Below are 25,217 nucleotides of genomic sequence, written 5' to 3' on the forward strand. Positions count from 1 at the left end.
GGCTATTCGCCGCGCAGCACGTCGTTGACGCTGATGCCGCGGCCCTTGGGCAGGAGCGCCTCGAGCGCGGCGGCGTCCTCGGGCTTGGGCGTCCACAGGCCGGCCTTGGCGTTGGCGCGCACCTGCTCGGCGGAGGTGGCGCCGGCGATGACGGAGGCCACGGTGGGCCGGGCCGCCAGTCCCCCCATGGCCACGTCGAGCAGGGAGAGGGAGCGCTCCTTCGCGAAGGTCTCCAGCTTCTCGATGGCGTCGAAGACCTTGTCGGCGAGCAGGCCGCCCATGTTCCACTGCTTCACGCGCGTGTTCTCGCCCGCCTTCGCGCCGCGCTGGTACTTGCCGGTGAGCAGGCCGCTGGCGAGCGGGAAGTAGGGGAGCAGGCCGATGCCGTGCTCCTGCAGCGCGGGGACCAGGTCCTCCTCCACGCTCCGGCCGATGAGGCTGTACTCGTTCTGGGCGCTGATGAAGCGCTCCATCCCGCGCGTGCGGGAGAGCCACTCGGCTTGCGTCACCTGCCAGCCCTTGAGGTTCGACGAGCCGATGTAGCGGACCTTGCCCTCGCGCACGAGCTCGGTGAGCGCGCTCAGCGTCTCCTCGAGCGGCGTCGCCGGGTCGGGCCAGTGCAGTTGGTACAGGTCGATCCAGTCCGTGCGCAGCCGCCGCAGGGAGCGCTCGATGGCGCGGCGGATGTAGCGGCGCGAGCCGCGCGCGCCCCAGTCCGCGCCGTTGTCTCCCTTCAGGTCGCTGCCGAACTTGGTGGCGAGGATGACGTCGCCCCGGCGCTTGCCCAGCGCCTCGCCCAGCAGCTCCTCCGACGTGCCGTAGGAGTCCGACGTGTCGAACAAGGTGATGCCGGCGTCCAGCGCCGCGTCCACGACGGCGCGCGTGCCCTGCGCGTCGATGCGCAGGCCGAAGTTGTTGCAGCCCAGGCCCACCGTGGAGACGGTGAGGCCGGAACGGCCGAGGCGGCGGTAGGTCATCTGGGTCATACGGGCTCCTGTGACTTCGGTGGCGGGGGAGGTGGATGACGTGGCGTGGCCCCGCCCGTCAAGGCGCGAGCGTGTGGCGCGGGGCCCGGCGCTGGTTTTCACACGAGGGACTTCCCGGCGCCGCGAGGCGATGTACGCGGGACGCGGCCGCGCTCTTGAAGCTCGATGACCGTGGGACGCTGGCGGCCGGCAAGCGCGCGGACTTCGTGCTGGTGGAGGGCCACCCCGCGGCGGACATCCTGGACACCCGCCGCATCGTCGGCGTGTGGCACCGGGGCAAGAGGGTGAGTGGCGGTGTGGAGGAACTCACGCCCTGAGCAGGAGGGGCTCCCCGCGCCCTCGTTGCCATGGAGCGCGAGACGCAGCCCTCCGTCCCGGGGTGAAGTGGCCCCGCGCGCGTTCGTCCTCCGCGCGGAGCCGTGGCGGGTCCGCAGGCTCACTTCGTCCCGCTGAGTGCGGGACGGAGCCGTGAGCCTCAGGCCGCGCCGCCCTCGGCGTACAGGCGCTTGTGGTCGCGAATCTCCGTGAGGCGGAACGCGCCCGGGGGCGGAGCCTTCGTCTCGGGCGCATCCGAGCCCAGCTTCATCAGCCGCTCGTACTCCTCGATGGGCACGCGCTCGCGCCGGGCCAGGACGGTGTCCAGGTCCGCGCGCGCCATGCGCTCGGCGGCCTTCTCCCCGACGACGCCGGAGAAGAACTCCGCCATGCAGCCGCTGCCGTAGGACAAGAGCCCGATGCGCTGGTTCGCGAGCTTCGCGCCCTCGCCGTGCAGCAGCCCCGCGAGCGCCAGGTACAGCGACGCCGTATACACATTGCCGATGCGCGCGTTGAGCCCCAGCGACGAGGCCACCTGCGCGTCATAGCTCGCGGCCGACTTCGCCAGCTCCTCGCGGGCCTCCGGCGTCCCGGCCTTCGAGTCCTTCGCGTCCTCCAAATCACACAGCCGCAGCTGCGTATGCGCCTTGCGCGCCATCTTGCAGAAGGGCACGTGGTACGCGATGCGCGCCAGCTGCTCACCCGGCAGCGAGCCGGACCAGCGCACCAGCCCCGCCGCCACCGCCTTCTCGCGCCAGCCCCGGTACGCGCCGGACAGCGCCTCCAGGTAGCAGCTGATGGAGTAGTGCCCGTCCACCACGGCCTCCCGCCGGCCGATGGGCCGCCAGAAGTCATACACATCCATGGTGCACGTGCCGTTGAGCCCCACGTCCAGGGCCAGCAGGTCCGGCTGCTCGGACACCAGCAGCGCCACCGCGCCGCCTCCCTGCGTCGGCTCGCCCGCCGTGTTCAAGCCATACCGGGCGATGTCCGCGCACACCACGATGGCGACCTTGCCCGCACCCGCGCCGGAGGCGATCCACTCCGTCGCGGCCATCAGCCCCGCGGTGCCGCCGTAACAGGCGTGCTGCGTGTCATACGTGCGCATCGTCCGCGGCAGCTTCAGCAGCCCCTGGACGTGGGACGCGACAGGCTTGGAGTGGTCGATGCCCGTCTCCGTGCCCACCACGAGCATGCCCACGCGCGACGGGTCCACGCCCTGCTGCCGGAGGAGCCTCGCCGCCGCCGTGGCGGCCAGCGCCACCGTGTCCTCACCCGGGTCCGTGACGGCCATCTCCCGAGCGCCGAGCCCCGAGGTGAACTTCGCCGGGTCCACGTTCCGGGCGCGCGCCAGGTCCTCGATGTCCACGTACCGGGAGGGCACCGCGACCGCCAGGGCCTCGATTCCAACTTTTCTCTGCATGGGCTTCCTCATTTCCAACTCGAGCGTCGATGTCTGGGGTTGCAGGATTCTTCTGCTCACGCCTCTGGTGGCACCAAGACCAACCGGCCCGCCACCTCGCGGTTCTCCAGTCGGAAATGCGCCCGCGCTGCTTCAGCCAGCGGAACCGTGTCCGTGACGAACTGGCGCACCCCGCCCGTCGCCGTCAGCCGGAGTGCTTCATCGAGCTCGGCCTGATTCGTGGCATACGCACCGATGATCTCCAGCTCCTTGACGATAATGAGCCCGGGATTCACCTGCACGAGCCCCGACTCCAGATTGCCCACCACGACGAGCCGGCCGCCGGGAGCCATGGCCTTGAGCGTCTGGTCGAAGGTGGCGCTGCCGACGATCTCCACCGCGAGGTCGACACCTTGGCCCTGCGTCCGCTTGCGCACCTCCGCCGCGAAATCCAGCCCCCGAGACAGGATGACCTCATCCGCGCCGGCGGCCCGCAAGGGCTGCACCTTGGCTTCGCCAGACGTCACGGCGATGACTCGCGCTCCGTCCAGCTTGGCCAATTGCACCGCGGACATTCCCACGCCGCCGCTGGCCCCGGTGATGAGCACTGTTTCACCCGCACGGATGCGACCGCGCGTGCGCAGGGTGTGCACCGCCGTGCCCGTGGTGCAGCACACCGTGGCGGCCTCCGTCCAGGGGAGCGACGACGGCACGCGGCCCAGTCCCGCGACGGGCGCCACCATGAACTGGGAATACCCGCCCGGCAGCTCCTCGCCGAAGAAGCGGTTGTCCGTCTTGCACAGACTGTTACGCCCGCTGCGGCACAGCGCGCAGGTGCCACAGGACATCCGCTGGAGCGTCGCCGCCCGGTCGCCTGTCTTCCACCCCGGTGTCTCAGGCCCCACCGCGACGACTTCACCCGCGGCCTCGTGGCCGAGAATCGCTGGCACGTGGGTGCGAGGCAGGTTGCCGCGACGGTTGATGACATCGTGATAACAAACCCCGCAAGCGTGAACCCGCAGCAAGACCTCACCCTTGCCCGGTGCGGGCACGGGGACGTCCTCCAGCTTCAAGTTGCCGGCTTCACCAAAACTGCGCAGAACAATGGCCTTCATCTCGTACCTCCGCGAGACACAAAAGTCGAAACAGGGATGTCTGGATTCAGCGACCGACGAGCTGGTCTCGCAGGCCGCGAGGGTCCAACGCGCGGATGGCGGCGACGGTGCGCGCGTCCGGCAGCGGGGTGATGGTGAGCGAGTCGTCCACCGTGAAGTCGAAGCCCGTGCGCTCGGCGATGTCCTCGGTCGAGGCCCACGGGTGGCGCGCCTTCAGCCTTGCACCGGAGGCGCCCAGCTCGAAGACGCCCAGGTCGGAGATGAGCCGCACGTCGCGGCGCGGGTCCCGGGTGGTGGCCACCTGCACCTCGGGCACCAGGTTGCGGCGGGACTGGCGCGGCACCAGCAACACGGGGCGGTGGACCCACTGGCGCAGCGTCGCGGCGCCGGCCACGCCGGGGAACTTGGTGCGCGGGCGCTCCAGGCTGCCGCTCGCCGTCATGTTGGTGCTGCCGGTGGCATCGACCTCGGCGGCGCCGAAGAAGACGGTGTCCACCCGGCCCCGGCGCGCGTGGTCGAACAGGTCGGGGATGGTGATCTCCGCCGAGCGCCCCTCCAGGTAGCCCAGGTCCTCGGAGGAGGGGAGCAGCGAGGAGATGTCCGGGTCCAGCGAGCCCACGCAGGCCAGGTACGTCAGGCCCGGCGCGTGCGTGGCGCGGGCCACGGCGATGGCGAGGATGGCCAGCGGCGAGGCGACGCCCGTGGCCACCACGGCGCCGTCGTCAATCTGTCGCGCGAGCAGGGAGACCACGGTCTCCGCGGGGGTGATGTCCAGGGCCGCGCTCATGCCGCCCTCCGCGTCTTCAGCGAGGCGAGGAACTCCGCCTCCTGGCCCGTCTCGGCGAGCGACAGGTAGCGCGCGAGCATCGCGTCGTCGTGGGGATACAGCCCCGCGCAGCCGGTGGGCAATGCGCCGCCGGGAGCGAGGACGATGCGGTCCACCTGGAAGCCGGGGATGGTGGCGCGAGGCAGCCTGGTCACGCGCTCCTCCACCGTGGCAATCACGCGGCGCGCGGCGCCCGCCACGAGCAGGTCCGTGGTGGGGTCCTCCATGTACAGGTTGCCGCGCTCGTCCGCGGCGCGCGCGTGGATGAGCGCCACGTCCGGGAAGTACGCGGGCTCCACCGGGACGCTCTCACCGGTGAACGGGTCCACCACGGTGCGCGGCGGCTCCGCCTGCGCGAGCCCCGACACATCCGCGTCCGGCGCGGGGATGAAGGGCAGGCCCATGGAGGCGGCGCGCAGGCGCTGGACGACGCGGTAGCCGTCATGCTCGCGCCACGACAGGGTGCCCTGTTCGATTCCCCGCTTGATGCAGGGCATGGGGCGCACGCGGCCCTCCAGGCTGAGCGCGCCGAAGGCGATGTCCAGGTGGGCCAGACACCCGCCCGCGACGAGCAGCTCGGCGGGCAGCGGGTTGGGCAGCGAGATGAGGCGCAGCCCTCGTCGCTCCTGGGCGATGAGCTCCATCACCAGCGCCATGGGCGCGCGGCCGAGCATGAAGCCGCCCGTGGCCAGCGACGCGCCGTCGGGGATGGACGCGACGGCGTCTTCCAGCGAGCACCAGCGCGCGGTCTTCACGTCCCCTCCGTTCCGGAGCGAGACACCATGCGCAGCGAGGACACCCCGGGCTGGCCATCCACCGCGGCGGCGACGATGGGCGGGAAGAGCAGCTCCACCATGCCGTCGGCGATCTGCTCATCCGAGAGACGGCCGTCGGGCTTGAACCACTTGTAGACCCACAGCACCATGCCCAGGAACGAGAACGCGCCGATGGTCGGGTCCACGGGACGGATGCGCCCCTGCTGCGCGGCCTGCGAGAAGGCCTCCTCCAGGAAGTCGACGTAGCGCTTCTTGCGGCTGTCGATGAACGCGCGCGCCTCACCGGTGAGCGTGGCGTGCTCGTGGAGGATGATGATGACCTCCTTGCTCCACCCGCGCGTCACCAGCAGGATGTTGTGGCGCATGCACGCGCGCAGCCGCTCCACCGGGTCCGCGATGTCCTGCACGCGCGAGAGGACCTGCTCCTCGAACAGGTCCATCCCGTAGTTCATGATGGCGAAGAGCAGCTGCTCCTTGTTCTGGATGTGGTGGTAGAGCCCCGCCTTCGTCATCCGGCACGCGGCGGCGATCTCCTGCATCGAGGTGCCTTCGTAGCCGCGCTCGCAGATGAGCCGCGCCGCCGTCTCCAGGATGGCCTTGTAGCGCTCGCCTTCATCCGGCTTCCGTCCGCTATGCGTCACGTGTGCCTCGTCACGGTGGACTGTAAAGTTTTCAAAAGCCACGACCTACCGACCGGTAGGTAGCACCGGTCGACGCGAGGTGTCAACGCGCTCGTGCGCCAGGGGTCGTGGGCCCCGCGTAGGAGTTTCAGGGGGTTGGGGAAGTGCTGGGGCTTCTGGGCAGGTGGATGGCCCTGTTCGGCGGGTCCATTTGAAGTCCCTGTTCGTAGCGGAGGCGTGGAATGCGATGCCGCCACCTCGAAGATTGTCTCTTCGAGGGTCGCGCTCCGGCCCCCTGGGTCCTTCCGTCGGGTCCACGCGATGTGGGAGGCCGGCGCGACGGTGGCACGTGTGGCCGTCCGCCGTGCCGTGTCCCGGTGATGCCTAGCTTGATGAGGCTTCGTGCTCGGCGTCTTCGCGCGCGAGTCGCGGCATCGGACGGTGGGGTGGGGAGGGGGACGACGGTCATGGCTGCGCGTCGACAGGCGGACATCCTGGTGGTCGGTGGAATCAGCAGGGACTTCCTGGTCCAGGGGCCTCGGCTCCCGAGGCAGGGGCAGAACGTGGAGGGGCACCTGTTCCTGGAGAGCCTGGGAGGAAAGGGCGCCAACGCCTCCGTGGCCGCCGCGCGTCTGGGGGCCCGGGCGACGCTGGTGGGGCGGGTGGGCGCGGATGCCCGGGGGCTCGGGCTTTTGGAGCAGTTGGAGGGCGAGGGCGTGGACACGCTCGCCGTGACGAGGGACCCGGGCGCGAGCACGGGCGTCGTGCTCGAGATGGTGGATGAGTCAGGGCACCGGCAGAGCCTGTCCGCGGAAGGGGCCAACCGACGGATGCGAGTCCCCGACGTGCTCGCCGCCGAGGAGCGAATCTCCCGCGCGGATGTCCTGCTGGTGCAGTTGGAGGTCCCGCTCGAGGTCGTCGTCGCGGCGGTCCATGTCGCGCGGGCCGCGGGGACGCATGTGGTGTTGGACCCGGCGCCGCCCACGGCGCTGCCCGAGGAGCTGCTCGAGGCGGTCCATGTCATCCGGCTCAATGACCTGGAGGCGGAGGTGCTGACGGGCGTCGAGGTGGTGGACCGCGAGTCCGCCCGTCAGGCGGCGGAGAACCTGTTGCGGCGGGGCGTCGGCTCCGCGGTGGTCGCCGCGCCGCAGGGCAACCTGCTCCTCGGGTCCGAGGCTGAGCTGTGGCTGCCCAACCTCCCCGTGGACTGGGTGGATACCACGGGGGCGGGAGATGCCTTCTCCGCGGCCCTATGTGTGGCATTGGGTGAGCGGCGCTCTTTATCCGACGCGGCCCGCTTCGCGCACGCCACGTCGGCCCTGGCCACGATGCGGCTGGGGGCGCTGTCGGGGCTGCCGAACCGCGAGCAGGTGGAGTCCTTCATGGCGCGTCTGGCCATGTCGGCGCTGTCGGGCGAGTCGGCCCGGTGGTGACGGAGGCGCCAGCGCCCGTCGCGGGTCTCTGGCTCAGGCCGCTCGACGGGCTCGGATGCAGATGAAGCCCGGGGCCTGGGACAGCTCCTCGAGCAGGCGTGGGTCGGCGACCTTCATGTCGTCGTGCGGCTTGGAGCGGCGAGGCCGAGCGACTCGTCCGCCTCGTTCGTGTCTGCCATGCGCGGCCTCCCGGTCGAGGGAGACCACGCTATGTCATGAGTACGCGGTCGTCGAAAGGGTTCTCCGGCCGCGCGCTCACCCGCGCTCGAGGTGACGGCGTCAGCTCAACCGCCTACCACCCGTTCCGGTACCAGGAGTGCCGCAGGGCGCCATCCGAACCGATGTAGAAGACGTCCATGTGGCCTGACGCCTTGCTCACGCCCTCCGGCGCGGAGGCCAGCTCGCCGCCGAGCCACGTCCAGCCGCTCCAGCTCGCGCCATTCCAGGTGTTGCTCCACAGCGCGTTGTCCGCGGTCCGGGCGAACACATCCAGCAGGTTCACCCCTCGGGAGACGACCGTGGGTGACGAGATGAAGTTGCCGCCCAGGGAAGACCAGCCCACCCACGTGGTGCCATTCCAATACTTCTGCACGATGGTGTTGTCCGTGGCCCGGGCGAACACGTCGATGCGGCCGGACCCCCAGCTCACCGCCGCCGGGTCCGAGGCAATCGTGCCGCCGAGCGAGAACCAGGAGCTCCATGTGGAGCCGGTCCAGAAGGACTGCCACACCGCGTTGTCCGTGCCACGCACGAACACGTCCATCCGGTTCGAGCCCCACGATGCGACGGTGGGCCCCGAGGCGAAGTTGCCGCCCAGCGACGACCAGGCCGTCCACGTCGTCCCGGTCCAGGACTTCTGATGGATGGCGTTGTCCGAACCCTTGGCGAACACGTCGATGCGGCTGGAGTCACGGCTCACGGCCGCCGGGTCCGAGGTCAGCGTGCCGCCGAGCGGGAACCACGAGAACCAACCGGTGCCATTCCAGTAGGCCTGCCACAGCTGGTTGTCCGTGCCGCGAGCGAACACATCCAGCCGGTTCGTGCCGCGCGCGGCGACCGCGGGCGCGGAGGTGTGGTTGCCTCCCAGCGACTCCCAGGGAACGCCATACGTCTGCTGTGCGCCCACCTGGTCCGTGACGCTGAGGTTGCCATCCCCCGCCCACTGGGGATTGCAGTAGTTCATCACCGAGGCCAGGTCCCACGCGCCGATGGTCTGGTCACCATTGGAGCCCTGCGGAGGCTCCGTGCAGGAGCCCGGCGTGTCGGGGCGATTGTGCTCGTGGGCGTAGCCCAGGGCGTGGCCGAACTCGTGCACGGCGATCGTCTCGATGCAGTACTGGCGCGTGTTCTGGCAGTCCTGGCTCCAGTTGTTGAACGTGAAGTTCAGCACCACGCCCGCGGCGACGCCGTTGATGGCGTTCCCCAGCCCCTTCGCATGCGGGCCGACATCGCTGATGTTGAGCCGGATGCCCATGGCCCCCGCGGCGCAGGTGCCCCAGCCGGTGAAGCGGACTCCCGAGCGGGTCGCCCACGTCCGCTCCACCGCGTCGCGCACCCACTGGCGCTGCGTGCCGTCATTCGCTCCCGGGTTCTCCCAACACACGGGGATGCTCATCGGCCGCCACAACCGCGTGGAGGCCACGTAGAGCTCGGCTTCGCTGTTGACCATCTCCTCCCCGGGGCCCGTCGTCTGCGTGCTGCTCCCACAGCCGGCCAGTGCTCCCAATCCCAAGGTCGCGAGCAGCGCTCCACCGCGGCGGACTGCCATTGCCATCAGCATGGTGTTCTCCCCCCCCCTCCATTGTCAGACGGGACCGGATGGGTCCTCTCGCCCTGGCAAGGAAGTCGGGAGTATGTCTGCCATATGGGTAGGCATGCTGCCAGTGAATTGTGGGTGCCGGCATTGTTCGGGCTCGGCTGGAGGATTCTTGTGTTGTCGTTGCGTGCCCGCACCAGCCAATCATTGCCCGCAAGTTCAGTCGGTGCTCCGTTGAACGCCGGAAAAGCCGAGTCTCTATTGGAGCTGCAAAGTACAACCGGGATGAAGCGTCGCTGCCCTCCTCATGGCGCCCCGCTGCCTGATTCCAGCCGGGTGTGATATGTCTTGCCATGCATGCTGCCGGCAATGGCGCTCTCCAGGGCAGCGCACCGGGAGTTCCATGAAGTCGACGCGGTGGACCGTCCTCTCCTTCCTGTTCCTGTCGGCGTGTGTCACCAAGACGGAGATCACCCGTCTACGGGCCGGTCCACCCCAGCTGACGGCAGCCGAGTCCCTCTACGTGTTCATCCCCGCCGACGGTGTCTATGAAGACAAGCGGTCCGCGGGCTCGGCCCGCAGTCGCTCCGCTTCCAGCGCATCGTACACGGGGCGTACCCCGTTCTCGGCCGCCTTGCGCGAGGCTTCGCTGACCGCTTCGGCCTTCTGCCGCGTGTCGTCCTCGAACGGGAGCACGGGGTTCTTCGCGTCACGGGCCGCGGCCTGGGTCAGCAACTCCAGCTCGAGGGCATCCGGCTCCAAGCCGAACAGCTCCACGAGCCGGGACACGGCGGTGTCCTGGAGTCCCCGGTGGTTCAGCAGCAACGCCGGTGACTTCCGCGCGCGATAGCCTTCCAGCCCCGCCTCGCACAGTCGCGCGAGGACCCGTGCGCCGTACTCCTCCAATGACAGCTCGGACAACTGCGCCGTGCCGAGCCCCACACGTGCGGGCTCCAACACCCCCGGCAGCATGTGCGCGCCCCGGTGCTTCTGATGTGAGGCCATGACCTCCACCGGGTCCCGATACAAGAACAGCCACGGTACCCCGGGAAACGCCCGCTCGAGCAGCGGCAGCTCCAACACGTGCCACGCATCCAGCTTGAGGAACACCGCCTGCTCCTCGGGGTTCCTCTGCTGGCCCAGCCCGGCCACCACCGCCCGCAGCCACTCGATTCGCCGCGCCTCATCCACCCACGGGAGCCGCGAATGGATGCGCAGCACCGTGTCCACGGGGGCCGCCTCGGACAGGACGATGTGGCGGGGCAGCGATGCCAGCAGTTGCGCGAGCAGCGTGGAGCCGCAGCGGGACATGTGGAACACGAGCCCTCGCACCGGCAACCCCGGGTGCGACGACTGTCTCTCCACCAGCGTCTCCATCGACGTCCGATGTCGGAAGAGCAGGGGGAACGGATGCCGCAGCCGGCGCTCCAGCGTCTCGTCGAAGAACGGGTCCGTGAAGCGCTGGCTCCCCAGGTGACACCAGTCGACCCAGGGCTGCTCACCCTCGACCTGCAGCCGTGCTGGTATCCACCCGTCCAGCCGCGAGCTCACACCCACGTCCCCAGCCACCGCTTGCGCTCCTCGCGCATCAGCTCGCGAAGCTCCGCCTCCGTGAAGTGACAGCCCCGCTCCGCCCCCAACCGGATGGCGAGCGCGATGAACCCAGGCACGTCCTTCGGCTCGCGCAGCGCCTCCTGGAGCACCCCGTCCTCCAGCACCCGCACGCGGAAGCGCTCGAAGTCCTCAAGCGACACGGGAGCCACCTTCCTCCGTCACGGCCCTCGCGAAGACGTCCCTCAGCCAATCATCCACCACGCAGTCGAGCACCAGGTGCACGCGGTCCGTGTCCCCGGAGTTGTCCACGCGGTGGGGCAGGTTGAAGTTCAGGTACCAGCACTCCCCGGGCCTCATGTCCACGCGCTGGCCCGAGAGCACGAAGCTCACCTCCGGATGCGTGACGATGGGGACGTGGATGCGCACCTCGCCATCCTCGAACGCCAGGTTGTAGTCCGTGTGCTCGCGGATGTTCGCGCGGGCCGCGAGCTTCAACAGCCGCGCCGAGCCGATGGGACACCGGAACATCGCGAGCGCCTCCCGGAACGCGGGGTGACGCCCGAGCAGCGGCGTGTCCGCGTACTCCTGTCGCGCGGTGGGGTCGGGGTAGATGCGCCCCTCCATCCCTCCCACCGAGCGCAACGGGACGCCGCTCCACTCGCCCTCGTAGAAGCGGGTGTTGAAGTGCGGCACCCACGCCTCCGGGGGCACCCGCGCCAGCTCCTCCTGGAGACGGCTCACGTCGAAGCGAAGAGGCAATCGCAGCCGGTCGGGCACGGAGGGCGGGGCCATGAGCCCCTGTTCTACACCGTTCCCCTGTCCCTCAGCCCGGGGTGCTCCGCCTTCACCCGCGCGAGCGCCGCATGGGCCCGGGCGAGCGTCTGCCCCGGGTCCTCCTCACCCTCCACGGCCACGGCGACGGTGTGGACCTCGAACGTCTCCAGCTCGGAGAGCAGGTGCTCCCGCAGCGCCTCGGTGGCACCCGCGTCCAGCCCCGGCAGGGCCACCAGCAGCGTGCCGCCCTCCCACCGCACCGCGAAGCCCGTGGGCGCCCCCACCGGCTCCAGATGCCGTGCCACATCCCGCAGCGCCGTGTCGCCCGCGTCGAACCCGTGCCGCAGGTTGAGCCGACCGAGCCCCACCAGGTCCACCAGCAACACGCCGCAGGGCACGCCGTCCCTCCGGCATCGGCCAATCTCACGCAGCAGGCGCTCTTCACCCGCGCGTCGCGTGGCCAGTCCCGTCAGCGCATCCACCCGCAGCATCCGCTCACGCTCGTCGCGCGGAGACACGCCCCCCGGCTCCGAGAGCGTCAGCAGCTGCGCCATGCCGCCCGGGATGGCGAACGGCCGCGCCACCCACCGGATGCGACGGGGACGTGGGTGCTCCAGCGTCAGCGACAGGTGCAGCCCCCGCGACGTGTCCGACGCCAGGTCGAGCAACGGCGAGTGCCCCGTCGGGTCCGCCGTCAGGCTGGCGACGTGCTGACGGAAGGTGTCGAAGGTCAGCTTCGCAATCCCCTCCAACGGCAGCCCCAGCAGCTCCGCCAGCGCGGCGTTGCCCGCGAAGGGCTGCCGGCCCGGAGCCACCAGCAGCGTCGCCACGTCGAGCGCTTGAATCGCGTCCCGCACCTGCGTCAGCGCGGCCAGCTCCGAGCGCGAGGGCTCCTGTCGCGAGCGGCTCCAGTCCCTCGCCTCCGTCCTCGCCCGGGACTTCAGCTCCAGGTCCCCGGCCACGCGCCGGGCCAGCTCCCGCAGCGCCGCCATGTCCTCGGTGCCGAGCACCAGGGGCCGCGTGTCGATGACACACAGCGTGCCCAGCACCTCACCGCTCGGCGTCACCAGGGGCGCGCCCGCGTAGCTGCCGACGATGCCGTCGCGCACCAGCGGGTTGTCCTTGAACACCGGGTGCCGCGTGGCGTCCGGGACGACCAGCGGCTCGCGCCCCATCACCACGTGGTGACAGAACGCCCAGTCCCGGGGCGTGCCCCTGTCGCGCGCCAGCGCGTGCGGCAGCCCCACGTGCGCCTTGAACCACTGCCTGTCTCCCAGCACCAACGTCAGCAACGCCACGGGCACGCCGAAGGCCTGCGCCACCTCGGTGACGAGCTCCTGCAGCTCCGCCTCCGGAGGGCCGTCGTCCACCAGGTGCAGCGCGTCGATGTGCGCCAGCCGCTGGTGCTCGTCGTCGGGGCCGCTCTCCGTGGGCGTGGCGGGCAGGGGACGCTGTCCCGCGAGGACCCGACGCACGGTGTCGCGCACCGTCTCCGTCGGCGCGCGTCGGCTGAGCAGCGAGTGGATGCCGAGCGCCTCCTTGAGCTGCCACGCGCGCACCCGCAGCTCGTCGAACGCCGTCACCACCACCACCTGCGTGCCGCCCGCGTCCTGTCGCTCGCGCAGCCACGACAGCAGCGTGAAGCCATCCACGCGCGGCAAGGCCAGGTCCGTGAGCAACAGGGCCGGGGCGCTGCGCTGGCGGACCACCTCCTGGGCCTCCGCGCCATCCCGGGCCAGGATGCCCTCGAGCCCTTCCCCCGCGACGAGGGTGAGCAGGCTGGCGGCGCGGTGGGGGTCGGGCTCGGCGATGAGGGCGTAGCGGGCCATGTCTCACCGATGCTGCCACGGATGGGCCCGCGCCGGTGATGGTCGCCACCGCGCGAGGTTGTTCGGGCAACGCTGCCCGCCCGGCCGCTACCGGCCCTCGCCCGGCGGGGCCGACGTCCCCGGCGCGGACTGGGGATAGCGCACGAAGAGTCGACGCAGGGCGCCACGCTGACGGCCCAGCTCCTCCGCCCGGAGCGCCGAGTCCACCAGCAGCATCAACCCCAACCCCAGGCCCCCGGGCACCAGCGGCAACACCCAGCCCAGGTCCGCCGCCAGCCACCCCACCAGCGCCATGTGCAGCACGCCGAGCACCAGCGCCGTGCTCCCCACGGCCCCCAGCGTCCGGACGCGGCGACAGCGCCATCCGAAGAGCCACAGCAGGGCCACGGTCTCCAGCAGGCCCATGAGCGCCACCCAGCCCGACGAGCGCATCAGCCGGTCCGCGCGGAGGTTGTCCAGCGCGAAGGCGTGGATCTCCACCCCCGGCACCGCCACCTGGCCCGGCAGCGTGCTCTGCCCGTGCAGCCCCGTCGCGGTGACGCCGACGAAGAGCGTCTTGCCCCGCAGCGCCAGGTCCAGCCCCACCGAGCGCGGGTCCGCCTGGAGCACGTCCGCCAGGCTCACCCTCGGCAGCCAGTCGGGTGAAGGCAGCCGCATCAGCGGGGCGCCCTGGTCCACGCTCGCCCGGCGCAGCAGGGACTCCGACTGCTCCGGCATCAGCTTGAGCGCCGTCGCCAGCGCCAGCGAGGGCCACCTCCGGCCGTCCACGTCGACGGCGAACGGGTAGCGCCGGATGACGCCATCCGCGTCCACCAGCATGTTCAAGGTGCCGCTGCCGTGCGCCGCCATCCGCAGCGGGGCGATGCTGCCCGCGACGCTCCGGGCCTGGAGCCGCAGCCGGTCCACGGGCATCGACACCGAATCGGCGGCCGCGGTGTCCTCGAGCGGCGCCATCATCGAGACCTCGTCCATCAACGCCGCGGCGCCCAGGATGACGGCGCCGTTCTCCCCGAGCGCCTCCGCCAGTCGCGCGTCGCCGTCCTGCTCGCGCAGCCGGTCCTCCAGGTCCGCCACCAGCGCCGCGCCCGCGGGCTGCCCGGCGAGCCCCGACTCCCGCAGCGCCGCCAGCACGTCCTCGCCCAGCTCCAGCGCGTCGCGCGGCCCGGGCTGGTCGAACACCACGTCCACCGCCACCGCCGCCGGACGCTGCGCCGCCAGGGCCTTGAAGGCCCGCGCCCACGTGGCCCGCGACAGGGGCCAGCGCTCACCCAGCGCCATCAGCGCCCGGTCATCCACCTCCACCAGCACCAGGTCCGCGCTGCGCGGGACACCCGGCAAGAGCCGGCTGACGACCTGGTCATAGAGCGAGCGCTCCAGGGGCCCCGGCGCTCCGCCCGTCGCCGCCGTCACGCACGCCAGCGCCACGCCCACTCCCGCCGCCACCAACCGAAGCAGCCCCGGAGAGGGGCGGGGAAGCCAGGGGCCTCGCGCAGGCGTGTCGGGGCTCGGGTTCATCGGCGCGTCTCAGGGCCTCAGCTCGAACGCATGGATCTTGGAAGGGAAGCCGATGAAGTCGTCCTTGTCCACCGGCAACACGCGCCAGAACCACTTGCCCGTGTGCTCACCGGGCACTGTCAGCGTGAGGCCCGTGGCCTCGAGGGTCCGCACGCCCGCGGCGAAGTCCGCCGTCCGCGCCAGCTCCACGCGGTAGTGCTTCGCCTCCTTCACCTCGAACCACTTCAGCGTGGGCGGCGTGGTGAACGTCCCGCCGCGGGGCCCTTCGAGTCGCGGCGCCGTGAGCAGCGCCCGGGGCGCCTCGGGCGCGACCCCCGGCAGCACGCGCGAGCCCTGGCCCGCGCCCACGTCGACCTCCGCCCCCTGCGCGCCGAGCGCCACCTTGCCCTCGAGCGTCTCCAGGCGGCTGACGCCGTCCTCCTTCGCCGTCACGCGGAACTGCGTGCCGCGCACCCCGGCCACCGCGCCGCGCGTGCGCACCTCGAACACGGAGCCCTCGCCACCGGGCGCGGCCACCGTCTCCACCGAGCCCTTCAAGAGCTCCAGGCGGACCACGCGCGTGCCCTGGGCGCTCAGCTCCAGGGTGCCCAGCCGCAAGAGGCTGTCGGGCTGCACACGCACCCGGCTCGCGTCCGCCAGCTCCAGCTCCGCGCTCGCGTCGCTGGCCGTCTGGAACAGCTCGCCCGTGTGGAGCGAGTCACCGATGGCGCGCGGCTGCAGGGCGTCCTCCGTGGCGCCCGCCAGGATGCTTCCACCCGCCGCGCGCACGCGGGCCACGCGGGGCTGCGCGGGGCGCTCGACGTAGGCGAGCTGGAGCTGCCCCGGCTGTCCCGGCACCGCGGGAGGCGCCACCACGGACACGCGCGTCTGGGGCACGCCCGCCGCCACCAGCACCTGCGCCGCCGCCTTCGCCACCGCGAGGCCCTGGCCTCCCAGCCGCTCCGCGTCCGGCAGCCGGGCGGCCACCGTCACCGAGCGGATGGCGGGACGGGCCACGAGCGCCTGTCCCACGTGCTTCAGGCACTGCTCCGTCTCCGGGCCCTGGGGCGCGAGCGTGCGGCCCAGCTCCACGCGGCCATTGTTGAAGCGCACGCCGCCGCACGGCTCCGCGCCCTGCGACTGCGCGAGCACGGGCGAGCCCGAGAGCGTCAGCACCATCAGCCAGGAAGTGGACCGACTCATGGCGTGGCCTCCCCCGCCGAGGAGTCGGCGGCCTTCACGATGTTGAATTCGACGCGGCGGTTGTTCTCGCGTCCCTTGGGCGTCTTGTTGGTGTCCACCGGCTTCGTCTCGCCGAAGCCCACCGCCTCCAGGCGCTCCGGCGCGATGCCGGACTTCACCAGGAAGGCCTTCACGTTGTTGGCGCGGCGCTGCGACAGGTCCAGGTTCTTCGCGTCCGAGCCCTGGCTGTCGGTGTGGCCCTCCACGCGCACCAACTGGAGCTGCGGGTTCGCCTTGAGCACCGAGGCCACCTGCGCGAGCAGGCTGAACGACTTGGGCAGGATGACGTCCTTGCTCGTGGCGAAGTAGACCTTCTCCAGGATGACGATGCGCGAGCCCTCCAGGCGCACGCTCGACGTGCCCTGGTCGGGGCAGCCGTCCTCGTCCTTCACGCCGTTGATGGTCTCCGCCTCCAGCGGGCACGCGTCGGCCGTGTCGGGGATGCCGTCCCTGTCGTTGTCCGGGTCGGGGCAGCCGTCCGCGTCCTCGAAGCCATCCAGGTCCTCGGGCTCGCTGGGGCAGCGGTCCTCGCTGTCGACGATGCCGTCCTGGTCCGTGTCCACGGGGGCGGGGGGGAGCGTCATCGGCGCGCTCGCCTCGGGGGCCTGGGTGGGTGCGTCCTCGGACGCGGGAGCGTGCTCGCCAGGCGAATCGGGGCAGCCGTCCTCGTCCTGATAGCCGTTGAAGGTCTCCGGCTCGCCGGGGCACACGTCCGGTCCATCGAGGATGCCGTCGTTGTCGTCGTCCGGGTCCAGGCAGTGGTCGTCGTCCTGGAAGCCGTCGTAGTCCTCGGGGCCGAGCGTGCACGCGGGGGCTGACGAGGGCGCCGAGGACGCCGTCCAGCTCAGTCCACCCAGCACGCGGAAGCTCGGGGTGCCGTAGCCTCGGGTGAGGCCGGGGCCCGCGCCCACATGGGCCGCGAGCTCACGGGTGAAGCGGTACTTCACCGCGCCGAGCGCCTCCAGGGGCCGCTCCTCCGTGTTCGTCTCCTTCAACCCCAGCGCGCCCGCGAGCGTCGCGGCGACCGAGAGCTTCTCGGTGAGCGGCACCTCGGCGCCGATTCCGTACGCGAACTCGCTGCCCACGCGCAGGTTGCGCAGCCGCTCCTCGCCGCGCAGGTTCACGCCCACGTTGGCGAGCAGGCGCACGCGCTCGGTGGCCCACTCGGCGATGAGCCTCGGCTGGAAGGTGAGCCCGTCGGAGCCCAGGAACTCGTCGCCTCCCGAGGTGGGAATCGTCACCGACGCGGCCACGGCCAGGTGCAGGCCTCCGTCCGTGGACAGGAGGCGCGCCTTGGGGACCAGCCGCAAATCCCCGATGCCCGTGGCATCCACGCCCTGCGCCAGCGACGGGGCCACCTCGCCCGCGGGCTGCGACGTGGTGGTGGAGATGGGCAGCGCCACGCCGACCTCCAGCCAGTCGAACAGCGCCAGCGCGCCCAGCACGTCCACGGTGAGCTGGCTGTCGACGATGCGGTAGACGAACGCGTCCCGCCTCGGGTCCAGCAGGTTGAGCGGATCATCCGCGTAGTTGACCGACAGCCCCAGGTTCCAGTCGAGGTGCCGGCCCACGCGCGCGCCGTGCAGCCCCAGCACGTCATAGGCGCCCGGTCCGGGCTTGTACTGCTGCACGTCGATGGCCTGGGAGGCGGGAATCTGTGCCTGGGCGCCGCTCGCCAGCAACAGCGCCAGCGCGAACCACGCCCACGGGCGGGTGGGAGGAAAAAGCACTCGCATGCTCCGACGGTGCCAGAAGGGCACCACCCACATCAACGTGCCGCCAACAATTGCGACACGTGTTGGGCCAGGGAAGGCAGGGGTTGCGGCTTGGGCAAGACCAGGTCGACGCCGAGCTCACGGGCCCGGGCCGTCAGCTCCGGAGAAGCGAAGGCCGTGAGCAGCACCACGCGGGTGTCCGGGGTGAAGCGGCGCACGAAGTCCGCCAGCACCAGCCCCTCCTCGGACTGCGTGCCGCTCAGCCGCAGGTCGCTGATGACCAGGTCGTAGCGGCCCGTCGTCATCAACCCCAGCGCCTCATCGAGCGCTTGCGCCGAGTCCACGCGGTAGCCGGCCCCCGAGAAGAACTGCCCCAACACCCAGCACAGGGTGGATTCGTCGTCGACGATGAGGAGGTTCTGAGACACGCGGCCGCCGGAGAGCAAGCCTGGGGCCAACCGTACTCAGGCCCCCCGCGATACGACTTTCCCGATACTTGCGGGCTGTCGCCCGGTGCCTCGTCCACCTTGCGTCCAGATCACGGATCCGATTTCTGGAATCCAGATCTGTTGATTCCCAAACGCTTGAGGCGCTCGTAGAGGGAGGAGCGGGGGATGCCCAGGCGGACGGCGGCGCGCTCGACGTGGCCGTTCTCCCGGCGAAGCACGCGCTCGATGTGGCGGCGCTCGAGCTCCTCGAGGGTCAGGTCATCCTCGGCGGCGGGCTCGTCGGGGGAGGACTCGAAGCGCAGGTCGCCGCGGGACAGGGCGCCGCCGCCGGAGAGCAGCACGGCGCGCTCCAGGACGTTGCGCAGCTCGCGGATGTTGCCGGGCCAGGCGTAGCGCATCAGGGCCGTCTCTGCGTCCGGCAGGAGGCCCACGCCGCCGCGTCCGCGCGCGGTGCCCATCTCCGCGAGGAAGCTCCGGGCCAGCACGGGGATGTCCTCGGGGCGCTCGCGCAGGGCGGGTACGTGGAGGATGAGGGTGCTGACGCGGAAGTACAAATCGCTGCGGAAGCGCTTCTCGCGGGTGGCGGTGCCCAGGTCCTGGTGCGTGGCGGCGATGAGGCGCACGTCGACGCGCCTGTCGCGCACGTCGCCCAGCCTCCGGAAGCGCTTCTCCTCCAGCACCTTGAGGAGCTTGGGCTGGACGGTGAGGTCCATGTCGCCAATCTCGTCGAGGAAGAGGGTGCCCCGGTCGGCGACCTCCAGCAGGCCCTGCTTGTTGGCCACCGCGCCCGTGAAGGCGCCCTTCTCGTGGCCGAACAGCTCCGAGTCGAGCAGGTCCCGGGACAGCGCCGCGCAGTTGAGGTCGACGAAGGGCGCGTCGGCGCGGGGGCCGCCTTCATGCAGCCAGCGCGCGAGCACGCTCTTGCCGCTGCCCGTCTCGCCGGTGACGAGCACGGGGCTGTCGCTGTGCTGCATGCGCTCGGCCTCGGCGCGCAGGTTCTGGATGGCGACGCTGGTGCCCAGGAACGGGTCCACCGAGGCGCGCGCGGTGCGCGACAGGTCCGCGCGCAGGCGCTGCCGCTCGCGGCGCTGGGCGACCAGGCGCTCCAGCACGACCTTGAGGACGGCGAGCTCCACGGGCTTGGTGAGGAACTGCTCGGCGCCCTCCTTCACGGCCTGCACGGCCAGCTCGATGGAGCCATGGCCGGTGAGGACGACCAGGGGCACGGCCGCGTCGATCTCCTTGAGGCGCGGGAGCAGCTCCAGGGCGGTGCCGTCCGTGAGGCGGTAGTCCACCACGGCCACGTCGGGGCGGTGCGTGCGGAAGACCTCCTGGGCCTCGGCGATGCTCTGGGCTTCGTCCACGTCGAAGCCGTGGGCGGTGAGATAGCCCCTCATGCCGAGCCGGACGCCGGGCTCGTCGTCCACGAGGAGGATGCGGGTACGGGTCATGAGGCGAGCGAGTCTAGGGGCACGGTGGCCGGAGGCGAGGAAACCGCTGGTAGCAGCAGGGTGACTTCGGCGCCACCCTCGGGGTGGTTTCCCAGGCGGATGGCGCCCTGGTGCTCCTCGAGGATGCGCTGGACGATGGACAGGCCCAGGCCGGTGCCACCCCGGCGCTTGCTGAAGAAGGGCTCGAAGACGTGGGGCAGGTCCTCCTCGCGGAAGCCCGGGCCGCCGTCGCGCACGGTGCAGCGCACCCAGGCGCGGCCCTCCTCCTCGAGCACCGCGGTGGACACGCGCACGGTGGCGCCCGCGGGGGAGTGCTGCACGGCGTTCTCCAGCACGTTGCGGAAGACATGGAACAGCCGCCGCGAGTCCATGCGCACGGGCGGCAGGGACTCGGTGAGCAGCGGCGCCACGGCCACGCGGGCCTGCTCGCCGGTGAGGGCGCACGCGGCCAGGGCCTCCTCGACGACGGGGCGCACGGGGCCCTCCACCCATTCGCCGCGCGTGGGCCGGCCGTACTCGAACAGCTCCTGGGTGAGGTGGTTGAGGCGGCGCACCTCGCCGCGCAGGACGTCCATGTACGGGGCCAGGTCGGCGCGCTGGCCCACGGTGGCCTCCACCGCGTCCACCACGGCGGAGATGGAGAAGAGGGGGTTTCTCACCTCGTGGGCCACGCCCGCGACGATGGCGCCCATGACGGCCATGGTCTCACTGCGGCGCAGGCTGGCCTGCAGCTCGAGCAGCCGGGTGACTTCGGTGGCGACCAGGATGATGCGTGAGTCGTCGCCTCCGGCCTCGTCGACCCAGGCGGCGGACAGCTCCCAAGTGCGGCGCGAGCGCGGGTCGGTGACTTCGCGGGTGATGGTGCCGTGGGTGCGGCGCAGCTCGTCGATGAGGGGCGGGGTGCTGGACCAGGGCGGCATGCTGGCCGCGGTGGACAGGGGCTGGCCGGAGGGGTCCAGGCCCCCGAACAGCGCGCAGGCCGGGGCGTTGAGGCGGTGGATGACGCCGTCCGCGCCGAGCACGAGCAGGGGGGCGGCGACGGCGTCGAAGGTGCGGGTCCACTCCTGGGCGGAGCGGCGGAAGCTGTCGTGGAGGCGCTGGCGCAGCTCGTCCGCGAGGTAGCGGTCGGTGATGTCGGTGACGACGCAGCCGACGTGGAGCTCGCCCTGGGCGTCTCGCGCGGAGGCGGCGGCGCGGCTGCGGACCCAGCGCACGCGGCCGTCGGCGCAGATGAGGCGGTGTTCCAGTTCCACCTCGGAGCCGGGGGCGAGCGACTCGATGCGGGAGCGGTAGCGCGCGCGGTCCTCGGGGTGGATCATCTCCGCCCAGAGGCGGGGCGGGCCGCCGCCGGGGGAGGGCTCGACGAAGGCGGAGGCGGGGTAGCCGGTGGTGCGCTCGATGACGGGGGTGCAGTAGAAGTCGCGCAGCCTGCCGTCGCGCAGCTTGCCGCCCCAGAGGTAGTCGGGCAGGGAGCGGGTGAGGACGTCGAGGCGGCCCTCGTGCTCCTGGAGGGATTGCTCGGCGCGCATGCGCTCGGTGAGCTCGGAGAGGGAGGCGATGACGCCGAGGACTTCGCCGCCGGCGCCGCGCACGCGCGAGTAGCTGCCGAACCAGAAGCGGGGCTCGCCGGGGGCGGCGGGGGTTTCGACTTCGAGGCAGGTGTCCTGGACGGGGGCGTCGGTGCCGAGGGCGCGCTCGAGGCGTGGGGCGAGGAGTCGGCCCAGCTCGGGCATGACCTCGGTGACGTGGCGGCCCAGGTGTCCACCGGCGGGTAGGCCGTTCATGGCGGCGAGCGCGGTGTTGACGTGGATGTAGCGCAGGTTGCGGTCGAAGAAGGCGAAGCCGACGGGGGTGACGTCCATGAGGGCGTCGCGCAGGGCGCTGGAGTCACCGGCGCTGCGGAGGGCTGCGTCGCGCTCGCGGCGGGTGCGCTCGCGGGCGTGGGCGAGGAGGAGGGCGGGGACGCCCGCGCAGGTGAGGACGAGCGCGGAGGTGGCGAGGATGCGGGGCAGGGGATTGGCCGCGTCCGCGCTGGTCCAGGCCCATTCGATGAGGGCGGCGAGCGCGGCGGCGGTGAAGGCGGCCAGGAGCATCTGACTGCGTGAGGGGAACTCGTGCATGGGGGCGTGGGCCGCGCGAGCCTACCTGGAATCCAGGGGCGCGCCGTGCATCGAGGCCCAGGGACGGGTGCTCTCGTCGTCTGGTGGGCAAGGGGGCGGGTCCGGGGTGCGCCGCGGGGGTGGCTCAGACTCCTGGCCGCGGCGCGGCGTCATGGGGCGAGCGAGCGAGGAGGTCCTGGACCTCTTCGTCGGAGGTCTGGTCGAAGTGCCGGTACCACAGGCCCACGGCGCCGAAGGGCTCCGGGGTCCGGGCACACACCATCTCGTCGACGAGCGGTGCCAGGGTGTCGCAGGTGTCGGGAGGGGCGACGGGGACGGCGACGGTGATGTGGGAAGGGTGTCGCAGGCGCAGGGCGGCGACGGCGGCGCGCATGGTGGAGCCGGTGGCGAGCCCGTCGTCGACGAGGATGACGTCGCATCCGTGGACATCGAGGGCGGGGCGGCCCTGGCGGTAGCTGACTTCGCGACGCTGGAGCTCGCGGGTTTCATGCGCGGTGACGGCGTCGAGCTGCGCGGAGGTGATGCCGAGCTCGTCGATGACCTCGGGGTTGAGGACGCGTGTGCCGCCAGTGGCGATGGCGCCCATGGCGAGTTCCTCGTGGCCGGGCGTGCCCAGCTTGCGGACGATGAAGACGTCCAGCGGGGCGCCGAGCGCGCGGGCGACTTCATAGGCGACAGGGACACCGCCGCGTGGGAGCGCGAGCACGCGGGTGTCGGGACGGTGGGCGTGGTGGCGGAGCAGCCGCGCGAGGGCCCGGCCCGCCGTGGAGCGATCCTGGAACGCGGGTCCTGTCATGTGTGGCTCCTCGGTGCGTGGAGGCTCCTGCCTCGATTCACTTCTCAAGGTGGGCACGTGCGCGTCGGAACCCGATGTCTGCCGTGAGGCCGCGGTCTTGGCTGGTAGTCTGAAGGGCATCCATGACGACTGTGCACCACCGAGGTCTGTGGCCTCATGAGGTCATCAGAACGCGTACGGGGATGTTTCTGGAGGGGGCGGATGGACGCAGGCAGGCCGAGGCCCTGCCCCGGTTGACCGTCGAGAGCATGGCCACCATTGACGATGGTCCCGAGCGGCTTCTGGTCGTGCTTCGAATCTGGCCCGGCCCTGTGTTCGAGCTGACCTGTCCCTGGCAGTTCGCGCCGTCCGAGTTTCTGACCCGCCCGGGCTCATCACTCTCTTTCATCGATACGAGGATGCTGGACCTGCCCGTGGGGGGGCCGCCGACGTGGGCCTTCATCCGGGCTTCAGGTGTGATCCTCAACGCGTTGTCATCAAGGCTGCTCTTGCAGTCCTCAAGTGAAGGTGCGCGCCGCGAGAGTGCCTACTCCCGAGGCGGCCTCATCTCTCCCTTGCAGGACTCAAGGACAGGCCCGTCGAACGGCTCACGCGTCGTATTCGAGCTGGATCCACTCTTCTTCGATGACGCAGCGAGAGCGCACGTGCACTCGGATGAAGTGCTCGACGCCCTCGCGGCCCGGTTCTCCTGGCTGACCATCGCCCAGCGCGCATCGGACGTTCGCGCGGGCGACCCGTGGTCGCCGTGAGCCTCTCTACGCGATGATGTTCGGCTTGCCCGGCTGCCCGGGAGGCGGCGGGTCGTGAATCCCCGGCGGCGAGATGTCAGGCGGCAGGGGAGGCTCGATCTCCGGCGGTTGCTTGCGCGGCGGCTCCTCGGCGGGAGGCTGCCGGAAGGGCGGCTCATGCTGGGGCTGCCGAGGGTCCGGCTCCTTGACCGGCGCGTTGGGCTCGGGCTCGGGAGGCAGGGGCGTCGGGTGCGGAGTCCCGGGGATCGGCGGCTGCTGCGTGGGCATTCTTGCGGCGCTCCTTGAAGGGATTCGGTCCGTCTGCCCGCTCAAGGTGTGCACGCCCGGCCATGCGGGCACCTTCCCGCACACGCTCGCGTGAGACACCCAGGCACTCGTGGCCCTCACGCGAGGGGGCCGTGCTCACGGGGCCCGGCTCGGACGTCCCGTGGTTGCTGCATCGCGCCATGTCCGCCGTCAGGTTCTCCCGATGGGACTTATCGACAACCCAACAGGAGGCACTTCATGAAGGCAGCCATTTGGGGGCTCGGGGGACTGGGGCTGGGCGTGGGGCTGATGTACTGGAGCGATCCACGCAGCGGCCGCTGGCGCAGGTCTCATCTACAGGGCAGGGCCGTGCACGCCGCCCACGAGGCCAGCTCCGCGGTCGACGTCGTCCGCCGCGACCTGGCCCAGCGCTCGCGAGGCCTGTTCTTCGAGTCCGTCAGTCGCTTCCGCTCGGAGCCCGTCGACGACGTCACCCTCACCGAGCGTGTCCGCGCGGCCCTCGGACGGGTCTGCTCGCATCCGGGCTCCGTGAAGGTGTCCGCAAGGGACGGCATCGTCACGCTCGAGGGCTCCATCCTGCTCGAGGAGCTCAAGTCCGCCGTCCCCTACCTCGGCCGCGTCCGAGGCGTGCGCGGCGTGGACAATCGACTGCTCCCCTTCGCCCAGCCCGGCCGCCAGTCCGAGCTCCAGGGCGGCATCGCGCGGCGACGCCCCTTCGGCTCCAAGCACTGGTCCCCCTCGTCACGCTTCTTCGGCGCGCTCGGAGGTATCTCCCTCGCATCCTGGGCGCTCCAGCAACGCGGTGTCCTGGGCTCGCTCCTGGGACTCGGCGGCGCGGTCCTCGGCATCCGCGCGCTCAGCAACCTGGAGCTGCGCCGGCTCACGGGGATCGGCGCGGGGCCTCGCGCCATCACCCTGCACAAGGACATCACCGTGAACGCGCCCGTGGAGGAGGTCTTCGCCTTCTGGGACGCGATGCAGAACTTCCCGCGCTTCATGACCCACGTGGACGAGGTGCGCGTCGACGAGCGCGGTCGCTCCCACTGGAAGGTCCGTGGCCCCGCCGGCCTCCACTTCGAATGGGAAGCCGTCGTCACGAAGCGAGTGCCCAACCAGCTCCTCGCCTGGAAGAGCGTGAAGGGCACCTCCGTGGAGAACGCCGGCGTCATCCACTTCGAGCCCACCGCGAAGGGCGGCACCCGCGTGGACATCCGCCTGTCATACAACCCGCCTGCCGGCGCCATCGGCCACGCCTTCGCCCGCCTGCTGGGCGTCGACCCCAAGCGGCAGATGGACGACGACCTCCTGCGCTTCAAGTCCCTGCTCGAGCGCGGCAAGGCCACCGGCCACGAGACCGTGACGCGCGAGTCCCTGGCCCCGAACCGGAGCGGGCGGACCTCCCTGATGCACTGACGCGCCGCCGTCACGCAGGATTTGCGCGCCCCGGACCATGCGCTCCGAGGCGCGCATTTCTTGCGTGCCACCGGGTCGCCCGGACCCGCTGCGGGCTGGCGCGGTGCTTGCTGCGGAGTTGCTCGTCCGATGTGG

General features: G+C 71.3%; 23 protein-coding genes. 4 read left to right on the forward strand and 19 right to left on the reverse strand.

What is annotated here, in order from left to right; genetic code table 11:
- Positions 1 to 2: 2 nt before the first annotated feature.
- Positions 3 to 986 carry an aldo/keto reductase gene (locus OWM54_RS38245; protein ID WP_267700569.1) on the reverse strand — a complete coding sequence of 328 codons (984 nt, stop codon included), beginning with the start codon at positions 984 to 986 and terminating at the stop codon, positions 3 to 5.
- A 35-nt stretch (positions 987 to 1,021) separates the two neighbouring features.
- Between OWM54_RS38245 and OWM54_RS38250 the strand changes: the two genes are divergently transcribed.
- The gene (locus OWM54_RS38250) at positions 1,022 to 1,303 is read left to right on the forward strand and encodes an amidohydrolase family protein (RefSeq protein WP_267700570.1); all 282 of its coding nucleotides are present in this window, start codon (positions 1,022 to 1,024) and stop codon (positions 1,301 to 1,303) included.
- Positions 1,304 to 1,461: 158 nt separating this feature from the next.
- On the opposite strand, the gene OWM54_RS38255 is transcribed toward OWM54_RS38250, so the two are convergent.
- From OWM54_RS38255 to OWM54_RS38275, 5 genes are read right to left on the reverse strand one after another with little or no spacing between them, the layout of a single operon-like run.
- Positions 1,462 to 2,724 carry a hydroxymethylglutaryl-CoA synthase family protein gene (locus tag OWM54_RS38255; protein ID WP_267700571.1) on the reverse strand — a complete coding sequence of 421 codons (1,263 nt, stop codon included), beginning with the start codon at positions 2,722 to 2,724 and terminating at the stop codon, positions 1,462 to 1,464.
- A 56-nt stretch (positions 2,725 to 2,780) separates the two neighbouring features.
- On the reverse strand, positions 2,781 to 3,818 hold the full coding sequence (locus OWM54_RS38260) for an alcohol dehydrogenase catalytic domain-containing protein (protein ID WP_046714462.1): 1,038 nt from the start codon (positions 3,816 to 3,818) through the stop codon (positions 2,781 to 2,783).
- Positions 3,819 to 3,864: 46 nt separating this feature from the next.
- Positions 3,865 to 4,605, reverse strand: a complete 741-nt coding sequence (locus OWM54_RS38265) for a CoA-transferase subunit beta (RefSeq protein ID WP_267700572.1) — start codon at positions 4,603 to 4,605, stop codon at positions 3,865 to 3,867.
- Positions 4,602 to 5,399, reverse strand: coding sequence for a CoA transferase subunit A (locus OWM54_RS38270; RefSeq protein WP_267700573.1), 798 nt, complete (start codon positions 5,397 to 5,399; stop codon positions 4,602 to 4,604). Before OWM54_RS38270 ends, OWM54_RS38265 begins: the two co-directional genes overlap by 4 nt.
- Positions 5,396 to 6,061 carry a TetR/AcrR family transcriptional regulator gene (locus tag OWM54_RS38275; RefSeq protein ID WP_223747595.1) on the reverse strand — a complete coding sequence of 222 codons (666 nt, stop codon included), beginning with the start codon at positions 6,059 to 6,061 and terminating at the stop codon, positions 5,396 to 5,398. The genes OWM54_RS38270 and OWM54_RS38275 overlap by 4 nt, the downstream gene beginning before the upstream one ends.
- A 446-nt stretch (positions 6,062 to 6,507) precedes the next feature.
- Between OWM54_RS38275 and OWM54_RS38280 the strand changes: the two genes are divergently transcribed.
- Positions 6,508 to 7,473, forward strand: a complete 966-nt coding sequence (locus OWM54_RS38280) for a ribokinase (RefSeq protein ID WP_267700574.1) — start codon at positions 6,508 to 6,510, stop codon at positions 7,471 to 7,473.
- 292 nt (positions 7,474 to 7,765) lie between these two features.
- Here the strand turns inward: OWM54_RS38280 and OWM54_RS38285 are convergent, their stop codons facing one another.
- The 12 genes from OWM54_RS38285 to OWM54_RS38340 form a co-directional block, all read right to left on the reverse strand.
- The gene (locus OWM54_RS38285; protein ID WP_267700575.1) at positions 7,766 to 9,247 is read right to left on the reverse strand and encodes a hypothetical protein; all 1,482 of its coding nucleotides are present in this window, start codon (positions 9,245 to 9,247) and stop codon (positions 7,766 to 7,768) included.
- A gap of 528 nt (positions 9,248 to 9,775) precedes the next feature.
- On the reverse strand, positions 9,776 to 10,798 hold the full coding sequence (locus tag OWM54_RS38290; RefSeq protein WP_267700576.1) for a sulfotransferase family protein: 1,023 nt from the start codon (positions 10,796 to 10,798) through the stop codon (positions 9,776 to 9,778).
- The gene (locus OWM54_RS38295; RefSeq protein ID WP_267700577.1) at positions 10,777 to 10,983 is read right to left on the reverse strand and encodes a Nif11-like leader peptide family natural product precursor; all 207 of its coding nucleotides are present in this window, start codon (positions 10,981 to 10,983) and stop codon (positions 10,777 to 10,779) included. Before OWM54_RS38295 ends, OWM54_RS38290 begins: the two co-directional genes overlap by 22 nt.
- Positions 10,973 to 11,575, reverse strand: coding sequence for an aspartyl/asparaginyl beta-hydroxylase domain-containing protein (locus OWM54_RS38300; RefSeq protein ID WP_267700578.1), 603 nt, complete (start codon positions 11,573 to 11,575; stop codon positions 10,973 to 10,975). Before OWM54_RS38300 ends, OWM54_RS38295 begins: the two co-directional genes overlap by 11 nt.
- A gap of 11 nt (positions 11,576 to 11,586) precedes the next feature.
- Positions 11,587 to 13,386: a GAF domain-containing protein gene (locus tag OWM54_RS38305; RefSeq protein ID WP_267700579.1), complete on the reverse strand. Its 1,800-nt coding sequence runs from the start codon at positions 13,384 to 13,386 to the stop codon at positions 11,587 to 11,589.
- 87 nt (positions 13,387 to 13,473) lie between these two features.
- Complete coding sequence (locus tag OWM54_RS38310; RefSeq protein ID WP_267700580.1) at positions 13,474 to 14,901, reverse strand: CHASE2 domain-containing protein; 1,428 nt, start codon at positions 14,899 to 14,901, stop codon at positions 13,474 to 13,476.
- Positions 14,902 to 14,910: 9 nt separating this feature from the next.
- Positions 14,911 to 16,083, reverse strand: coding sequence for a FecR family protein (locus tag OWM54_RS38315; RefSeq protein ID WP_267700581.1), 1,173 nt, complete (start codon positions 16,081 to 16,083; stop codon positions 14,911 to 14,913).
- A complete protein-coding gene (locus OWM54_RS38320; protein WP_267700582.1) occupies positions 16,080 to 17,891 on the reverse strand; it encodes an OmpA family protein in 1,812 nt (603 codons plus the stop codon). Before OWM54_RS38320 ends, OWM54_RS38315 begins: the two co-directional genes overlap by 4 nt.
- On the reverse strand, positions 17,891 to 18,265 hold the full coding sequence (locus OWM54_RS38325; protein ID WP_046718138.1) for a response regulator: 375 nt from the start codon (positions 18,263 to 18,265) through the stop codon (positions 17,891 to 17,893). Before OWM54_RS38325 ends, OWM54_RS38320 begins: the two co-directional genes overlap by 1 nt.
- Positions 18,266 to 18,375: 110 nt before the next feature.
- Positions 18,376 to 19,737 (reverse strand): sigma-54-dependent transcriptional regulator, encoded by a 1,362-nt coding sequence (locus OWM54_RS38330; protein WP_267700583.1) that lies wholly within the window; start codon positions 19,735 to 19,737, stop codon positions 18,376 to 18,378.
- Positions 19,734 to 21,857: a PAS domain-containing sensor histidine kinase gene (locus OWM54_RS38335; RefSeq protein ID WP_267700584.1), complete on the reverse strand. Its 2,124-nt coding sequence runs from the start codon at positions 21,855 to 21,857 to the stop codon at positions 19,734 to 19,736. The genes OWM54_RS38330 and OWM54_RS38335 overlap by 4 nt, the downstream gene beginning before the upstream one ends.
- 124 nt (positions 21,858 to 21,981) lie before the next feature.
- On the reverse strand, positions 21,982 to 22,653 hold the full coding sequence (locus OWM54_RS38340) for a phosphoribosyltransferase (RefSeq protein ID WP_267700585.1): 672 nt from the start codon (positions 22,651 to 22,653) through the stop codon (positions 21,982 to 21,984).
- A 248-nt stretch (positions 22,654 to 22,901) separates the two neighbouring features.
- Between OWM54_RS38340 and OWM54_RS38345 the strand changes: the two genes are divergently transcribed.
- Positions 22,902 to 23,402 carry a hypothetical protein gene (locus OWM54_RS38345; RefSeq protein ID WP_267700586.1) on the forward strand — a complete coding sequence of 167 codons (501 nt, stop codon included), beginning with the start codon at positions 22,902 to 22,904 and terminating at the stop codon, positions 23,400 to 23,402.
- 6 nt (positions 23,403 to 23,408) lie between these two features.
- On the opposite strand, the gene OWM54_RS38350 is transcribed toward OWM54_RS38345, so the two are convergent.
- Positions 23,409 to 23,669: a hypothetical protein gene (locus OWM54_RS38350; protein ID WP_223747610.1), complete on the reverse strand. Its 261-nt coding sequence runs from the start codon at positions 23,667 to 23,669 to the stop codon at positions 23,409 to 23,411.
- A 171-nt stretch (positions 23,670 to 23,840) separates the two neighbouring features.
- Between OWM54_RS38350 and OWM54_RS38355 the strand changes: the two genes are divergently transcribed.
- Positions 23,841 to 25,082: an SRPBCC family protein gene (locus tag OWM54_RS38355; protein WP_267701204.1), complete on the forward strand. Its 1,242-nt coding sequence runs from the start codon at positions 23,841 to 23,843 to the stop codon at positions 25,080 to 25,082.
- Positions 25,083 to 25,217: the final 135 nt, after the last annotated feature.

The organism is Myxococcus sp. MISCRS1, from assembly GCF_026626605.1.
Lineage (GTDB): Bacteria > Myxococcota > Myxococcia > Myxococcales > Myxococcaceae > Myxococcus > Myxococcus fulvus.